At 66.8% G+C, this 14,664-nt stretch carries 15 protein-coding genes; 6 read left to right on the top strand and 9 right to left on the bottom strand.

Annotated features, from left to right (window positions below; translation table 11 throughout):
• Positions 1 to 40: 40 nt before the first annotated feature.
• The 4 genes from cydB to rpoH all read right to left on the bottom strand — a co-directional run bounded on the left by cydB (position 41) and on the right by rpoH (position 4,409).
• The gene (cydB, locus tag AC0KUR_RS15960; protein ID WP_034189253.1) at positions 41 to 1,177 is read right to left on the bottom strand and encodes a cytochrome d ubiquinol oxidase subunit II; all 1,137 of its coding nucleotides are present in this window, start codon (positions 1,175 to 1,177) and stop codon (positions 41 to 43) included.
• Positions 1,178 to 1,208: 31 nt separating this feature from the next.
• Positions 1,209 to 2,789 (bottom strand): cytochrome ubiquinol oxidase subunit I, encoded by a 1,581-nt coding sequence (locus AC0KUR_RS15955; RefSeq protein WP_034189254.1) that lies wholly within the window; start codon positions 2,787 to 2,789, stop codon positions 1,209 to 1,211.
• Entirely contained in the window at positions 2,779 to 3,057 is a 279-nt protein-coding gene (cydP, locus tag AC0KUR_RS15950; protein ID WP_034189255.1) for a cytochrome oxidase putative small subunit CydP, read from the bottom strand. The genes AC0KUR_RS15955 and cydP overlap by 11 nt, the downstream gene beginning before the upstream one ends.
• A gap of 416 nt (positions 3,058 to 3,473) precedes the next feature.
• The gene (gene rpoH, locus AC0KUR_RS15945; RefSeq protein ID WP_034189256.1) at positions 3,474 to 4,409 is read right to left on the bottom strand and encodes an RNA polymerase sigma factor RpoH; all 936 of its coding nucleotides are present in this window, start codon (positions 4,407 to 4,409) and stop codon (positions 3,474 to 3,476) included.
• Between the two features lie 358 nt (positions 4,410 to 4,767).
• Between rpoH and AC0KUR_RS15940 the strand changes: the two genes are divergently transcribed.
• Both AC0KUR_RS15940 and AC0KUR_RS15935 read left to right on the top strand, forming a co-directional pair.
• On the top strand, positions 4,768 to 5,337 hold the full coding sequence (locus AC0KUR_RS15940) for an acyloxyacyl hydrolase (RefSeq protein WP_034189257.1): 570 nt from the start codon (positions 4,768 to 4,770) through the stop codon (positions 5,335 to 5,337).
• A 45-nt stretch (positions 5,338 to 5,382) separates the two neighbouring features.
• Positions 5,383 to 5,766: a nuclear transport factor 2 family protein gene (locus AC0KUR_RS15935; RefSeq protein ID WP_034189258.1), complete on the top strand. Its 384-nt coding sequence runs from the start codon at positions 5,383 to 5,385 to the stop codon at positions 5,764 to 5,766.
• A 142-nt stretch (positions 5,767 to 5,908) separates the two neighbouring features.
• On the opposite strand, the gene leuA is transcribed toward AC0KUR_RS15935, so the two are convergent.
• Both leuA and ybiB read right to left on the bottom strand, forming a co-directional pair.
• Positions 5,909 to 7,561, bottom strand: coding sequence for a 2-isopropylmalate synthase (gene leuA, locus AC0KUR_RS15930; RefSeq protein WP_473376221.1), 1,653 nt, complete (start codon positions 7,559 to 7,561; stop codon positions 5,909 to 5,911).
• Between the two features lie 379 nt (positions 7,562 to 7,940).
• Positions 7,941 to 8,915 (bottom strand): DNA-binding protein YbiB, encoded by a 975-nt coding sequence (gene ybiB / locus AC0KUR_RS15925; RefSeq protein WP_034189259.1) that lies wholly within the window; start codon positions 8,913 to 8,915, stop codon positions 7,941 to 7,943.
• 178 nt (positions 8,916 to 9,093) lie between these two features.
• On the opposite strand from ybiB, the gene maiA reads away from it, so the two are divergent.
• A complete protein-coding gene (gene maiA / locus AC0KUR_RS15920) occupies positions 9,094 to 9,738 on the top strand; it encodes a maleylacetoacetate isomerase (protein ID WP_049034324.1) in 645 nt (214 codons plus the stop codon).
• A gap of 82 nt (positions 9,739 to 9,820) precedes the next feature.
• On the opposite strand, the gene ftsY is transcribed toward maiA, so the two are convergent.
• On the bottom strand, positions 9,821 to 10,975 hold the full coding sequence (gene ftsY, locus AC0KUR_RS15915) for a signal recognition particle-docking protein FtsY (RefSeq protein WP_034189261.1): 1,155 nt from the start codon (positions 10,973 to 10,975) through the stop codon (positions 9,821 to 9,823).
• Positions 10,976 to 11,192: 217 nt separating this feature from the next.
• Between ftsY and rsmD the strand changes: the two genes are divergently transcribed.
• The 3 genes from rsmD to AC0KUR_RS15900 all read left to right on the top strand — a co-directional run bounded on the left by rsmD (position 11,193) and on the right by AC0KUR_RS15900 (position 12,742).
• Positions 11,193 to 11,807 carry a 16S rRNA (guanine(966)-N(2))-methyltransferase RsmD gene (rsmD, locus tag AC0KUR_RS15910; protein ID WP_049034320.1) on the top strand — a complete coding sequence of 205 codons (615 nt, stop codon included), beginning with the start codon at positions 11,193 to 11,195 and terminating at the stop codon, positions 11,805 to 11,807.
• Between the two features lie 111 nt (positions 11,808 to 11,918).
• Entirely contained in the window at positions 11,919 to 12,416 is a 498-nt protein-coding gene (gene coaD / locus AC0KUR_RS15905; RefSeq protein ID WP_021163047.1) for a pantetheine-phosphate adenylyltransferase, read from the top strand.
• A gap of 59 nt (positions 12,417 to 12,475) precedes the next feature.
• Positions 12,476 to 12,742 carry a YfhL family 4Fe-4S dicluster ferredoxin gene (locus tag AC0KUR_RS15900; protein ID WP_006477774.1) on the top strand — a complete coding sequence of 89 codons (267 nt, stop codon included), beginning with the start codon at positions 12,476 to 12,478 and terminating at the stop codon, positions 12,740 to 12,742.
• A gap of 82 nt (positions 12,743 to 12,824) precedes the next feature.
• On the opposite strand, the gene hisC is transcribed toward AC0KUR_RS15900, so the two are convergent.
• Both hisC and pth read right to left on the bottom strand, forming a co-directional pair.
• A complete protein-coding gene (gene hisC, locus AC0KUR_RS15895) occupies positions 12,825 to 13,892 on the bottom strand; it encodes a histidinol-phosphate transaminase (protein ID WP_034189263.1) in 1,068 nt (355 codons plus the stop codon).
• A gap of 118 nt (positions 13,893 to 14,010) precedes the next feature.
• Positions 14,011 to 14,610, bottom strand: a complete 600-nt coding sequence (gene pth, locus AC0KUR_RS15890; protein ID WP_034189264.1) for an aminoacyl-tRNA hydrolase — start codon at positions 14,608 to 14,610, stop codon at positions 14,011 to 14,013.
• Between the last annotated feature and the right edge of the window lie 54 nt (positions 14,611 to 14,664).

The following is a 14,664-nucleotide window of genomic DNA, read 5'->3' as shown; positions in this document are numbered from 1 at the left end:
AAACGATGGGCGAGGGCGCGGCGCGCCCCGGCCCGGTTCTTCAATACATCGAGTGCTTGTTCTCTTCGAGCGTCTGGCGCGTGACCTTGCCGCGCATCACGCGATACACCCAGCTCGTGTAGAGCAGGATGATCGGCAGGAACACGATCACCGCGAACAGCATCACCTGCAGCGTCAGGTGGCTCGATGTCGAATCCCACACGGTCAGGCTGCTGCGCGGGTCGAGCGACGACGGCATGATGAACGGGAACATCGAGAAGCCCGCGGTCAGGATCACGCCGGTGATCATCAGCCCCGTGCAGAAGAAGGCCGTCTTCTCCTGCTTCGAGCCGGCGAGCAGCAGCGCGAGCAGGCCGCCCGCGATGCCGACCACGGGGGCGGCGATCATCCACGGGAATTCGCCGTAGTTCGCGAGCCACAGGCCCGAGCCGGCGGCGACATCCTTGAGCAGCGGGTTCGCGACGGTGTCGGTCGGCGCGGCATGCGTGATGTGGAAGCCGCCGATGGTCGACGCGACCAGCACGCCGGCCAGCACGAACAGCACGACCGCGAGCAACGACGCCACGCGCAGCGCGATCGAGGCGCGGCGCGCGATCACGCCGTCGGTCTTCATCTTGATGAACGCGGCGCCGTGCGCGACGAGCATCGTGAGGCTGACGAGCCCGCACAGCAGCGCGAACGGGTTCAGCAGCGCCCAGAAGCCGCCGTAGTAGGTCACGCGCAGGTCGCTGTCGAACTTGAACGGCACGCCCTGCAGCAGGTTGCCGAACGCGACGCCGAACACGAGCGCCGGCACGAAGCCGCCGACGAACAGGCCCCAGTCCCAGCCGGCACGCCAGCGCGGGTCGGGCCGCTTGCTGCGGTAGTCGAAGCCCACCGGCCGGAAGAACAGCGCGAACAGCACGAGCAGCATCGCGAAGTAGAAGCCGGAGAACGACGCCGCGTAGACGAGCGGCCAGGCGGCGAACATCGCGCCGCCCGCCGTGATCAGCCACACCTGGTTGCCTTCCCAGGTCGCGCCGACGGTGTTGACGATGATGCGGCGCTCGTCGTCGGTCTTGCCGAGGAACGGCAGCAGCGCGGTCGCGCCCATGTCGAAGCCGTCGGTGACGGCGAAGCCGATCAGCAGCACGCCGACGAGCAGCCACCAGATCAGCTTGAGAGTTGCATAGTCCATAGCGATTCCTTGTTCCGTTTCGGGTGCGTGCTCACGCCGGGGCGCGCTCGCTGGCGGCCGCGAGTTCGTGGTGATAACGGCCGGTATGCAGCGACGACGGGCCGAGGCGCGCGTACTTGAACATCAGCGTGATCTCGATGACGAACAGGACGGTGTAGAACAGGATGAAACCCGCGAGACTCAGGTACAGGTCGCTCGGCTGCAGGCTCGACGCGGACAGGTGCGTCGGCAGGATGCCCGCGATCGTCCACGGCTGGCGGCCGAGCTCGGCGACCACCCAGCCGAATTCCGCGGCCAGCCACGGCAGCGGGATCGCCCACACCGCATAGCGGAGGAACCAGCGGCGGTTGTCCTGCAGCAGTTCGCGGCGCGCGCAGAACCAGAACGCGGCGACGAAGGTCGCGAGGAACAGGAAGCCGAGGAACACCATGATCCGGAACGAGAAGAACACGGGCGCGACCGGCGGAATCGTCTTCTTCGCGGCGGCCTTGATCTGCTCCGGCGTCGCATCGACGACGTTCGGCGTGAACTGCTTGAGCATCAGCCCGTAGCCGAGATACTGCTTGTGCTGGTCGAACAACGCGCGCGTGGCCGCGCTCGTGTCGCCTTCCTTCAGCTTCTGCAGCGCGCCGTACGCGATCATCCCGCTCTGGATGTGCTCCTCGCTGTGCTTCGCGAGATCGCGCAGGCCGATCACGGGCTCGTCGATCGAGCGCGTCGCGATCAGGCCGAGCGCGTACGGGATCTTGATCGCGTAGTCGGTGCGCTGTTCTTCCTGGTTCGGAATGCCGATCAGCGTGAACGACGCGGGCGCCGGCTGCGTTTCCCATTCGGATTCGATCGCGGCGAGCTTCATCTTCTGCACTTCGCCGGTCGTGTAGCCCGATTCGTCACCGAGCACGATCACGCACAGCGTCGCCGCGAGGCCGAAGCCGGCCGCGACCGCGAACGAGCGCAGCGCGAAGTCGACGTCGCGCTTCTTCAGCAGGTACCACGACGACACGCCGAGCACGAACATCGCGGCCGTCACGTAGCCGGCCGACACCGTATGCACGAACTTCACCTGCGCGACCGGGTTGAACAGCACGTCGAACAGGCTGGTCAGCTCCATGCGCATCGTCTGGTAGTTGAACTCGGCGCCGACCGGGTTGTTCATCCAGCCGTTCGCGACGAGGATCCACAGCGCGGACAGGTTCGAGCCCAGCGCGACGAGGAACGTGACGATCAGGTGCTTGACCTTCGACAGGCGGTTCCAGCCGAAGAAGAACAGGCCGACGAACGTCGATTCGAGGAAGAACGCCATCAGCCCCTCGACCGCGAGCGGCACGCCGAAGATGTCGCCGACGTAGTGCGAGTAGTACGACCAGTTCGTGCCGAACTGGAATTCGAGCGTGATGCCGGTCGTCACGCCCATCGCGAAGTTGATCCCGAACAGCTTGCCCCAGAACTGCGTCATGTCCTTGTAGACCTGCTTGCCGGTCATCACGTAGACCGCTTCCATGATGACGAGCAGCCAGGACAGGCCGAGCGTCAGCGGCACGAACAGGAAGTGGTAGAGCGCCGTGATGCCGAACTGCAGACGTGACAGATCGACGACATCGCTACTTATCATGGTGGTCTCCCTCGGTAGATGCAGGCGCCGGTACCGAGAGCAGCTTCTCGGCGACGGCGGCAGGCGGAAGCGACATGTGCTCGGCCTGCGGATGATTGAAGAATGCGTATTTGAGCGACATCAGGAGGATCAGCTTGACGATCAGCACCAGGGTGATGTCGCGGGCGAGGGTCGGTCCGCGTGCCCACGCGGCGATGCGCGCGCGCCAGCCGATCGTGCCGGGCGGCCGCGGGGAAGGCGGCGCAGGCTCTTTATTGATCGAGATCAAGGTGATTATCCTGAATCGATTTACGTCGGATTTGGGGCGACTTTACGTCGGATTTATGACGGCCGTGAAGCTGTTTTAATCCTTTTGCGCCTGACATGCCAATTTTAAAAGGACTGCTTTCCGATGCCGAGTGCTGCGCTGCGGCAGACCGTCGCGAAACGAGGGGCAAAAGTTGAGGCAGATCAAGGTTATGCGGAAGGGGCCCGCAAATGGCCGAATACCTGATGAATCAGCTCAATTAATCGGCGGAGAGACGGGAAGGGAAACGAGCGGAGAAACGGGAAGAGAAGCGGGAAGAGAAGCGGGAAGAGAAGCGCATGCGGAAGCGCGTGAAAGTCCGCTAAAAAGACGGGCGAAAAAAAACCGCTGCCGGTCGGGCAGCGGTTTTCGACGAGGCGCGCTCGAGCGCCGGGGATTTACGCGTATTCGGCGAGGGCCGTGCGCATCTTTTTCATTGCGCTCGCTTCGATCTGGCGGATGCGTTCCGCGGACACGCCGAATTCGGCGGCGAGATCGTGCAGCGTCGAGCCGCCCGAGCCGTCGTCGTCGACGTGCAGCCAGCGCGCCTCGATGATGCGGCGGCTGCGCGCGTCGAGTGCCTCGAGCGCCTGCGCGATGCCGTCCGTCTGCAGCATGTCGCGCTGACGCGCGGCGAGCACGGCGGTCGGCTCGTTGTGCGAGTCGGCCAGGTAGGCGATCGGCGCGTACGATTCCTCGCCGTCTTCCACCTGCCCTTCGAGCGCGATATCGCCGCCCGACAGGCGCGTTTCCATCTCGGTCACGTCTTCGCGCTTGACGTTGAGTTCCTGCGCGAGACCGTCGATTTCCTCGGGCGTCATCGCCTGCATGGACTTCTTGTGGCTGCGCAGGTTGAAGAACAGCTTGCGCTGCGCCTTCGTCGTCGCGACCTTCACCATGCGCCAGTTGCGCAGGATGTACTCGTGGATCTCGGCCTTGATCCAGTGGATCGCGTACGACACCAGGCGCACGTTTTGCGCCGGGTCGAAACGCTTCACCGCCTTCATCAGGCCGATGTTGCCTTCCTGGATCAGGTCGCCGTGCGGCAGGCCGTAGCCGAGATAGTTGCGTGCGACCGACACGACCAGACGCAGGTGCGACAGCACGAGGCGGCGCGCCGAGTCGAGGTTGTTGTCCTCGCGGAATTCGGTTGCGTACCGGCGTTCCTCTTCGGCGGTCAGCAGCGGAATGCGGTTGACGGCCTGGATGTACGCGTCGATGTTGCCGAGCTGGCCGGGCAACATCGATTGGGCTGCGAGCGCCAGCGAGCCTGCCGATTCGGCCTTGGCCGGCGTCGGGCTCAGGGTGTTCGGGAGGGTCAGGGCGTTGCTCACTAAAAACTCCTTTGGAATCAGGGACAAACCCCCGGTCTCGAATGAGATTCCGTGGGCCATCTTAGCACTCCCGGAAGACGAGTGCTAATCCTTAGAGCGGACGTGGGCATCCGAGTTCCCGTTTTTCTATCGAAGAAGTCGAATCGATAGTCTAATTTGCGACCCGGGGCGCGACGCGAAGTTCCGTAAACCGTTGTTTCTGATGGTAATCAGTAGACGATTTCGATTTTTGCCGTTTTGGAAGCAAGCCATTTCGCTTCGTGATGCCGATCCGAAAAGTCCTTTACCATACCATTCAGTTCGCTCGGGCCAGGCCGTCGCGGCAGGCTCCATTCAACCCAAAAAGTTGGAGTGTCAGATGAACAATAAGAAGAATCGCCGGCCCCGCAGCCGGCTTGCGCTGCATGCGTTGCTGGCGGCGTCCCTGCTGGGCGGATCGGGTGCGGCGTTCGCGGATCGATGGGGGATCCAGGCGGGCGGCGGGTTTTCGGATCGGCGCGGGATCGACAAGGGCGACCTGGGCGTCGTGTGGGATCCGGGCTGGAACTGGTGGCAGGTCGGCGGCTGGCACTTCGCGTTCGTCGTCGAAGGGCACGCCGGATACTGGCACACGGGCGGCAACGTCCACGGCAGCATCGGCGAATTCGGCGTGACGCCGTTGTTCCGCTTCATCAAGAGCACGGGCGAAATTCGCCCGTTCATCGAGGCGGGCGGCGGGGTCCGGCTCCTGACCCATCCGACGATCTCGAACAACTTCTCGCTGTCGACCGCGTTCCAGTTCGCGCCGACCGGGGGCGTCGGCGTGCAGTTCGGCCAACGGCAACAGTATCAGGTCGGCTACCGTTTTGAACATGTGTCTAACGCGGGTATCAAAGAGCCGAATCCTGGTATAAATTTCCACCAGTTCTACGTGCAGTACAACTTCTGATCCGCACGCCCGCGCACGGCGGGCGCGTTGCCGAGGAGTCAGGCGATGGCGAAGGTGATCGATGCGATCCGCGCGCTCGAGCGCGATCGGTTCCGGGCGATGGTGGACGGGGACGGCGAGGCGCTCGGCGCGCTGCTGTCGGACAAGGTGTTCTTCGTGCACACCAACGGCAAACGCGAAACCAAGCAGCAGTTCATCGATGCCATCGTCGCCGGCCGCCGCCGCTATCGCCAGATCGAAATCCAGTCGCAGGACGTGCTGCCGGTCGGCGGCGAAACCTGCGTCGTCACCGGGCGCGCGTTGATCGAGATGGAAACGAACAACGGCGGCTTGGTCTTCCCGATCGCTTATACGTCCGTCCACACCGAGGAACAGGGGCGCTGGTGCCTGCTCGCGTGGCAGGCGACGCGGTGCGCGACCGAGACATGAGCGCGCGTCGCGCTCCTTTTCATGCCCCCGAATCGAGCGGCCTTCTGGGCCGCTTTTTGCTGGCCCGTGCGGCGCGGATCGCGCGGCGCACGGGCGGTCGTTCCGCTCGCTGACGTTTGAACGCTCGGTCGATGCGCGGCCGTCAGGCCGCCGCGCGGTGGTCCGTGCAGTGCCACGCCGATCGGTTGATCGCACTGACGACCGCGTCGAGCGCGGCGCTCGCCGCATCGGCATGCAGGCCGACGCCGTGCCGCAGCGGTGCGTCGCCGACCCGGCAGCCGACCGATACCGCGAACCGTCCGTCCGTCGCGCGCACCGATTCGCACGACGCGACGTCGATCGCGGCGCCGGCCGCCGCCGCGAAGGCCGCGGCGAATCGTCGCACGGCGTCCTCCGGCTCCGACTCGGTCGCGGCCGCGGGCGCCGCCGCGATCTCGCGGTTCTGCCAGCGCGCGCTGCCGCCGTGGCGCGCGGCCGGGCCGTCGGTCTCGAAGAATTCGCGCGTGAACAGCGCGCAGATCGCGTCGCCCGTCACTTCCTCGCCGGATGCGTCCGCGAGCGTCTGCACCGCGTGGCTGAATTCGATCTGCACGCGCCGCGTCGGCGTGAAGCCCATCCCGCGTTCGAGCAGGAACGTCGCGCCGCCCTTGCCGGACTGGCTGTTCACGCGGATCACCGCGTCATAGCTGCGGCCGAGGTCGGCCGGGTCGATCGGCAGGTACGGCACTTCCCAGACCGCGTCGGGGCGTTGCTGCGCGAAACCCTTGCGGATCGCGTCCTGGTGCGAGCCCGAGAACGCGGTGAACACGAGGTCGCCCGCGTACGGGTGGCGCGGGTGCACGGGAATCTGGTTGCAGCGTTCGACGACGCGGCGCACCGCGTCGATGTCGGAGAAGTCGAGGCCCGGGTCGATGCCCTGCGTGTAGAGGTTCAGCGCGAGCGTGACGAGATCGACGTTGCCGGTGCGTTCGCCGTTGCCGAACAGGCAGCCCTCGATGCGGTCGGCGCCCGCGAGCAGCGCGAGTTCGGCCGCCGCCACCGCGGTGCCGCGGTCGTTGTGCGGATGCACCGACAGCACGATGCTGTCGCGATACGCGAGGTTGCGGTCCATCCATTCGATCTGGTCGGCGAACACGTTCGGGCTTGCGGCTTCGACGGTGGCCGGCAGGTTGACGATCATCTTGTGGTCGCGGGTCGGGCGCCACGTCTGCGCGACCGCGTCGCAGATCTCGCGTGCAAACGTCAGCTCGGTCATGCTGAAGGTTTCCGGCGAGTACTGGAAGGTCCACTGCGTGTCGGGGCGCGCGTCGGCGTGCGCCTTGATGATGCGCGTGCCGTCGATCGCGAGCGCCTTCACGTCGTTTTTCGACATCCCGAACACGATGCGGCGGAACGACGGGCACACCGCGTTGTACAGGTGCACGATCGCGCGCGGCACGCCTTCGAGCGCGTCGAACGTGCGGGCGATCAGGTCCTCGCGCGACTGCACGAGCACCTCGATCGTCACGTCGTCGGGAATCCGCTGGTCGTCGATCAGCTTGCGGACGAAATCGAAGTCGGTTTGCGACGCCGACGGAAAACCGACTTCGATCTCCTTGAACCCGATCGCCACCAGCATCTCGAAGAATTCGAGCTTCTGCTCGATGCTCATCGGCTCGATCAGCGACTGGTTGCCGTCGCGCAGGTCGGTGCTCATCCACACGGGCGCGCGCTCGATGGTGCGGGACGGCCAGCGGCGGCCATTGAGGCGGACGGGTTCGAACGGACGGTACTTGTCTTGCGGATTGCGCTGCATCTTCTGGACCTCGGGTCTCAAGTCGCGAGCGAAGACGGGCGGCATGAGCGACGGTTGGCGCTGCCTCGCATCGCCGCGCGCCATTGCGCCGCGGATGCGGATGATCTTCGCGAATCGGCCGACGGATAGACGGACGAATGCTGACGACTTCGGTTGTAAAAACTGCGAGAGGGGTACTGCGAGGAACTGCTGGGAGGGACCGTGCGGACAGCACACGGCGCTACGACAGCCTTAGGCTAGTCGTAGCGATAGCGGCCGCGCTAGGCGGCCGGAGGTAATTCGGAGGGTGTTCGGAAAGGAACGCATGGCAGTCACTCTATGCCAGGATGCGGGCGCGTGTCAAATGGTCGGGACAAAGGGGCCGGTCGCGGCCGCGTCGTCAGCGTGCGATGCGCGCGATCTCCACGATCGTCGCGACCTGCCGCGCCACCGTGTCCGGCACCGGCACCTCGCCGCGCAGCACGGCGTCCGTCCACGCGGCCGTGGTCGCCGCATCGCGCGCTTCGGGCAGCGCGACGGGCGGCGCATCGGTCGAAGAACGCTCGGCCTCGATCAGTGTGTCGCACACGCCGTCGTGCAGCCAGTCGACCTGCACCTGGCGCCGCGTGTCGGCGACGGCTTCGCCCTCGGTGCCGCGCGCGAGCAGCGCGCCGCCCAGCGCGGCGTCCGGATGATCGCGAAACAGTTGCGCGAGGCTGTCGCGGTACGGCGGATGCGTGTAGTTGACGAGCCGCAGCCCGGCCGGCGCGAACGGCTGCAGGATCTTCACGAGCGTGTGCGTCGAGTTGCGTACGCCGAGCACGCTGCGCATCGACAGCAGGCGGGCGATGCGCGGCGCCAGGACGCCGATCGGTGCGAACGCGACGCGGCGCTCGGCCAGCATGTCCTCGATCGCATCGTGCGACGCCGACGGCGCGAGCGACAGCGCGGAGAAGATCTCCGCGCTCGTCACGCGACCGGGATCGCGCTCCACGCCGTGCACGAGCGCCGGTACGCCTTCGCGCGCGAGCAGCAGCGCGAGCAGCGGCACGAGGTTCGGCTGCTTGCGCGCACCGTTGTAGCTCGGGATCGCGACCGGGCGGAACGCGGCGTCCTGCACGTGCACGGGCTCGAACGACGCCTGCGCGGCGGCGAGCATCGCGGCCAGTTCGTCGGCGGTTTCGCCCTTCAGCCGATAGGCGATCAGGATCGCGCCGAGTTCGACGTCCGACACGCGTGCGTCGAGCATCGCGCGGTAGAGCGCGAACGTGTCCTCGGCGGACAGCGCGCGCGCGCCGTTCGGGCCGCGGCCGATTTCCTTGATGAAGCGGGCGCAAGGGAACGGAGCGGCGGCGGTGTCGGGGGAAGCGGTCATCGGGGCGTGGGGCGGGCGGCCGGCATCGGGCCGCGCGGTGAGCGGTGAGGAATGCCCGAGTATCGCACGGGCGCGGCCGCGCATCGTGCCGCGCTACACTCTGGGTCCCGGCGGTGCGCGCGCCGGTTGCGCCGCGCCCGTGCCGTTGCCGGCCGAATACGACCAACAGAGACATCCCATGAAGCTCTACAGCTATTTCCGCAGTTCCGCGTCGTACCGCGTGCGGATTGCCCTGAACCTGAAGCGGCTGCCGTTCGACTATGTTCCCGTGCACATGCTGCGCGACGGCGGCGAGCAACTGAAGGACGCGTACCGCGCAGTGAATCCGGACGCGGTCGTGCCGACGCTGGTCGACGGCGACGCGACGCTGCAGCAGTCGCTCGCGATCATCGAGTATCTCGAGGAAACCCATCCCGAGCCCGCGCTGCTGCCGAAGCAGCCGGTCGATCGCGCATACGTGCGCGCGATCGCGCTGCAGATCGCGTGCGAAATCCATCCGCTGAACAACCTGCGCGTGCTGAAGTACCTGAAGCACACGATGAAGGTGCCCGAGGAGGCGAAGAGCGCGTGGTACCGGCACTGGATCGAGGCCGGCTTCGAGACGCTCGAGACGCGTCTCGCGAGCGATCCGCGCACCGGCAAGCTGTGCTTCGGCGACACGCCGACGCTCGCCGACGTGTGCCTCGTGCCGCAGGTGTTCAACGCGAACCGCTTCTCGATCGATACCACGCGCTTCCCGACGATCCAGCGGATCGCCGACCACGCCGCGGCGCTCGACGCGTTCAAGGCCGCCGAGCCGGGCGCGCAGCCCGACGCGGAATGAGCGCGCCGCGCCGCTGGTGACGAGCGGGCGCGCATGAAAAAGGGCGCCCGAAGGCGCCCCGTGCGATGCGTGCCGGCGAGGGTCAGCCGAGCAGCGCGTCCGCGAATTCCACCGCGCTGAACGGCTGCAGGTCCTCGACCTTTTCGCCGACGCCGATGAAGTAGACGGGCACCGGGCGTTGCCGCGCGATCGCGGCGAGAATCCCGCCCTTCGCGGTGCCGTCGAGCTTCGTGACGATCAGGCCCGTGAGGCCGAGCGCGTCGTCGAATGCCTTCACCTGCGTGAGCGCGTTCTGGCCGGTGTTCGCGTCGATCACCAGCAGCACTTCGTGCGGCGCGCCGTCGTGCGCCTTCGCAATCACGCGCTTTACCTTCTTCAGCTCTTCCATCAGGTGGAGCTGCGTCGGCAGGCGGCCGGCCGTATCGGCCATCATCACGTCGATCTTGCGCGCGCGCGCGGCGCTGACCGCGTCGAAGATCACCGCGGCCGGATCGCCGCTTTCCTGCTGCACGACCGTCACGTTGTTGCGCTCGCCCCAGACCGCGAGCTGCTCGCGCGCGGCCGCGCGGAACGTGTCGCCCGCGGCCAGCAGCACCGACTGGTCGAAGCTCTGCAGATGCTTCGCGAGCTTGCCGATGCTGGTCGTCTTGCCCGCGCCGTTCACGCCGGCGATCATCATCACGAGCGGCTGCGCGCGGCCGAGCATCAGCGATTTCTCGAGCGGCGTCAGCAGTTCGACGAGCAGGTCGTGCAGCGCGCCCTTTACCTGCTGCGGGTCGGTCAGCCGGCCCGTGCGCACCTTTTCGCGCAGCGCGCCGAGCAGGTACTCGGTCGCATCGACGCCCGCGTCGGACATCAGCAGCGCGGTTTCGAGCTCCTCGTACAGATCCTCGTCGATCTTCGTGTTGACGAAGACGCCGGTGATGCTCGAGCCCGTTTTCGCGAGCCCCGTTTTCAGGCGCGCGAGCCACGACTTCTTCGCGGACGCGTCCTGCAGCGGCGGCGGGACGATCTCGACCGTCTCGACGACCTCGTCGCGGCCGTCGTTGGTCGGCGTGACCGTCATCACGACGGCCGGCGCGGCCGGTTGCGCGGGTGCCTGCGGCACGTCGGCCGCGGGCGGGGCCACGGGCGCGGGCGCATCGGACGGCTCGTCCGCTTGCTGCGCGTCGGCCGATTGCGATTCCGCCGGATCGGGCTCCTGCGATTTCTTGAATCGTTTGAAGAAACTGAACATGGTCTGACGTCGGGAAGAGGGCAGGCCCGCCGAGAGAGGCGGGGCGCTGGGCGGGCCGTTCTGCGTTCGCGCGGGCGCGGCGCACGGCGGCCGAAACCGTGCATTTTATCAGTGCGGCGTGGCGCTCGCGTCAGCGCGCGCCGCCGCTGTGGTAACGTGCGCCTGTTTGGCGGTGCGCCCCTGCGCGCGCCCGGTCCCTCCGTCGTCGATATCCCGTATGTCCCGTTCCTCTTCCGGCCGCCCGGCGGCCCCTCCTGCCCGCGGCAAGCCGCACACGATCCGCATCATCGGCGGCGACTGGAAGCGCACGCCGCTCGCGGTGCTCGATCTCGACGGCCTGCGGCCGACACCCGACCGCGTGCGCGAGACGCTGTTCAACTGGCTCGGCCAGGATCTCGAAGGCCGCCGCTGCCTCGACCTGTTCGCGGGCACCGGCGCGCTCGGCTTCGAGGCCGCGTCGCGCGGCGCGGCGGGCGTCGTGATGGTCGAGCGTCACCCGCGCGCCGCGCAGCAGCTGCGAGCGATCAAGGACAAGCTCGGCGCCCGTTCGGTCGAGGTTGCCGAGGCCGATGCGCTGCGGCTCGCAGCCGGGCTCACGCCGGGCGCGTTCGACGTCGTGTTTCTCGATCCGCCGTTCGGCGAACCGGCCGTGCTCGATCGCGCGATCGCGCTGGCGGCGCCGCTCGTCGCGGCGGGCGGCGCGCTGTACGTCGAAACGGGGGCGGAACTCGACCCGGCCGCGCACGAGGCGCTCGCGGGCTGGGAGGTGGTGAAGCACGGCAAGGCCGGCGCGGTTCACTATCATTTGCTGCGGCGCGAAAATGATGAATAATGCGCGTTCCATACGAGGCGGCGCGCCGCAAAGGCGACGCATGCCCATCTCGGCAGTGGCGTGCGCATCGCGCGGCTGCCATCCCGTTTGCGTGATGACAGGAGGAGCGACATGGTAGTCGCCGTGTATCCCGGTACGTTCGATCCGCTGACGCGCGGGCACGAAGACCTCGTGCGGCGTGCGTCGAGCATTTTTGATACGCTGGTCGTGGGCGTCGCCGACAGCCGCGCGAAAAAGCCGTTTTTCTCGCTCGAAGAACGTCTGACGATTGCGAACGAGGTGCTCGGCCATTACCCGAACGTGAAGGTGATGAGTTTCACCGGCCTCCTGAAGGATTTCGTCCGGACCAACAACGCACGCGTGATCGTGCGCGGCCTGCGTGCCGTGTCCGATTTCGAATATGAGTTCCAGATGGCGGGGATGAACCGCTACCTGTTGCCCGACGTCGAGACGATGTTCATGACGCCGTCCGATCAGTACCAGTTCATCTCGGGGACGATCGTGCGCGAAATCGCGCAGTTGGGCGGCGATGTCAGCAAGTTCGTGTTCCCGTCCGTCGAGAAGTGGCTGACCGAGAAAGTGACGGCGATGGGAGGCCCTGCCGCGTGATGCGGCGCCGGCCGGTTTCGTCGCGAAGCCGGCCGCCGGCCTGAGGAAGTGAGATCAGTATGGCTTTGATGATTACCGACGAGTGCATCAATTGCGACGTGTGCGAGCCCGAGTGCCCGAACGGCGCGATTTCGATGGGCCCGGACATCTACGTGATCGACCCGAACAAGTGCACCGAGTGCGTCGGCCATTTCGACGAACCGCAGTGCCAGCAGGTGTGTCCGGTCGAATGCATTCCGCGCGATCCGCAGCATGACGAATCGCACGCGCAATTGATGGAGAAGTATCACGCGCTGATCGCCGTGAAGGGCGACGACGCATCGTGATCCGGCAGTGACGCGCGCCCGTTGATGGGCGAGCGCGCGTCCTGCGTTCAGAGCGGCGCCACCCGGCGCCGGTTCTTCCGTATCAGGCCAGCCACTCGCGCAACGCCGCGACGAGCGCGTCGCATTCGGCGTCGGTGCCGACCGTGATGCGCAGGTGCTGGTCGATCCTCGGCAGCCGGAAGTGCCGCACGAAAATTTCCCGTTCCTTCAGTTTCGCCGCGATCGTGCCCGCATCGTGCGCGGGATGGCGCGCGAACACGAAATTCGCCGCCGACGGCACGATGTCGAAGCCGAGCGCGTCGAGCGCGTGCGTGAGCCGCGTCCGGCTGTCGACCACGCGCCGGCAGGTCGCGTCGAAATAGTCGGTGTCTTCATACGCGGCCTGCGCGGCGACCTGCGCGAGCCGGTCGAGCGGATAGGAGTTGAAGCTGTCCTTCACGCGGTTCAGTGCGTCGATCAGCGCCGCATCGCCGAACGCGAAGCCGACGCGCATGCCGGCGAGCGAGCGCGCCTTCGACGTCGTGTGCACGACGAGCAGGTTCGGATGACGGTCGATCAGCGTAATCGCCGACTGCGCGCCGAAATCGACATACGCCTCGTCGATCACGACGACCGATGACGGGTTCGCGGCCGCGATCCGCTCGACATCCGCGAGCGGCAGCGCGCGCCCGGTCGGCGCATTCGGGTTCGGAAACAGCACGCCGCCGGCATCGTCGAGGTAGTCGTCGACACGGATCGAGAAGTCGTCCGCGAGCGGCACGATCGCGGTCTCGACACCGTACAGACGCGCGTAGGTCGGATAGAAGCTGTACGTGATGTCCGGAAAGCGCAGCGGCCGGTCGTGCTTCAGCAGCGCCTGGAACGTGTGCGCGAGCACCTCGTCGGAGCCGTTGCCGACGAACACCTGCTCGGGCTTGATGCGGTGATGGGCCGCGACCGTCTCGCGCAGCGCGCGCGCGACCGGGTCGGGATAACGACGCAGCGTGTCGCCGGTCGTGCCGAGTTCGCGTGCGATCGCCGCGACGACGCGCGGCGACGGCGGATAGGGATTCTCGTTGGTGTTCAGCTTGACGGGGTGCGCGAGCGCGGGCTGCTCGCCCGGCACGTAAGGCACGAGTTGCTGAACGACGTCGCTCCAGTAACGGCTCACCGCTTGGCTCCTGTCGGGCAAAACGTCGAGATTACCGCATGTGCGCGTCGTAGTGGGGCGGGCGCAGCCGCCCGGCGACGCCGGACGGCCCGATGCACCGGGCCGGTGCGAGCGGCGATCAGTTGCGATGCAGTTGCATCGTCGCGCGGTCGAGTTCGCCCTTGACGACCATCGGCATCACGGCGAGCGCGCGTTCGATCGACGCGTCGATCACGTCCTGCTCCTCGCGGCGCGGCGGCTTCAGCACGAAGTTCGCGACGTCGGGCTTCGCGCCGGCGCGTGCGCTTTCCGGAATCAGGTCGCGCGGATGGCCGATGCCGATCCGCAGCCGCCAGTATTGCTGCGACGACAGGTGCGCGGAGATGTCCTTCAGGCCGTTGTGGCCGCCGCTGCCGCCGCCGAGCTTCAGTTTCACGGTGCCGGGTGGCAGGTCGAGCTCGTCATGCGCGACGAGGATCTCGTCGGGCAGGATCTTGAAGAATTGCGCGAGCGCGACGACCGACTGGCCGGAGCGGTTCATGTAGGTCTGCGGCTCGAGCAGATGGACTTCCTCGCCGTGCAGGCGCGCTTTCGCGTAGAAGCCGTGGAAGCGGCGTTCGTCGCGCAGCGTCGTGCCGGCTTCGCGGGCGAGCTGGTCGATCAGCCAGAAGCCGGCGTTGTGGCGCGTCGCGGTGTATTCCGCCCCGGGATTGCCGAGGCCGACGATCAGTTTGATCATGACGTTTCGAAGGCGGCAGCGGCCGCCTTGGCGCAGAAAAAGAAAAACCCGCCG

This window comes from Burkholderia sp. YHN3-13, from assembly GCF_055810675.1.
The sequence above is the reverse complement of the archived record's forward strand: the minus strand, read 5'-3'. Positions and strand labels throughout refer to the sequence as shown.

Bases quoted from the DNA above. Each gene is read 5' to 3' on its own strand.
- leuA (WP_473376221.1), bottom strand. From the start codon at position 7,561: ATGCAGCGCAATCCGCAAGACAAGTACCGTCCGTTCGAACCCGTCCGC.
- rsmD (WP_049034320.1), top strand. From the start codon at position 11,193: ATGTCCCGTTCCTCTTCCGGCCGCCCGGCGGCCCCTCCTGCCCGCGGC.
- ybiB (WP_034189259.1), bottom strand. From the start codon at position 8,915: ATGACCGCTTCCCCCGACACCGCCGCCGCTCCGTTCCCTTGCGCCCGC.
- cydB (WP_034189253.1), bottom strand. From the start codon at position 1,177: ATGGACTATGCAACTCTCAAGCTGATCTGGTGGCTGCTCGTCGGCGTG.
- pth (WP_034189264.1), bottom strand. From the start codon at position 14,610: ATGATCAAACTGATCGTCGGCCTCGGCAATCCCGGGGCGGAATACACC.
- ftsY (WP_034189261.1), bottom strand. From the start codon at position 10,975: ATGTTCAGTTTCTTCAAACGATTCAAGAAATCGCAGGAGCCCGATCCG.
- AC0KUR_RS15955 (WP_034189254.1), bottom strand. From the start codon at position 2,789: ATGATAAGTAGCGATGTCGTCGATCTGTCACGTCTGCAGTTCGGCATC.
- AC0KUR_RS15940 (WP_034189257.1), top strand. From the start codon at position 4,768: ATGAACAATAAGAAGAATCGCCGGCCCCGCAGCCGGCTTGCGCTGCAT.
- maiA (WP_049034324.1), top strand. From the start codon at position 9,094: ATGAAGCTCTACAGCTATTTCCGCAGTTCCGCGTCGTACCGCGTGCGG.
- AC0KUR_RS15900 (WP_006477774.1), top strand. From the start codon at position 12,476: ATGGCTTTGATGATTACCGACGAGTGCATCAATTGCGACGTGTGCGAG.
- AC0KUR_RS15935 (WP_034189258.1), top strand. From the start codon at position 5,383: ATGGCGAAGGTGATCGATGCGATCCGCGCGCTCGAGCGCGATCGGTTC.
- coaD (WP_021163047.1), top strand. From the start codon at position 11,919: ATGGTAGTCGCCGTGTATCCCGGTACGTTCGATCCGCTGACGCGCGGG.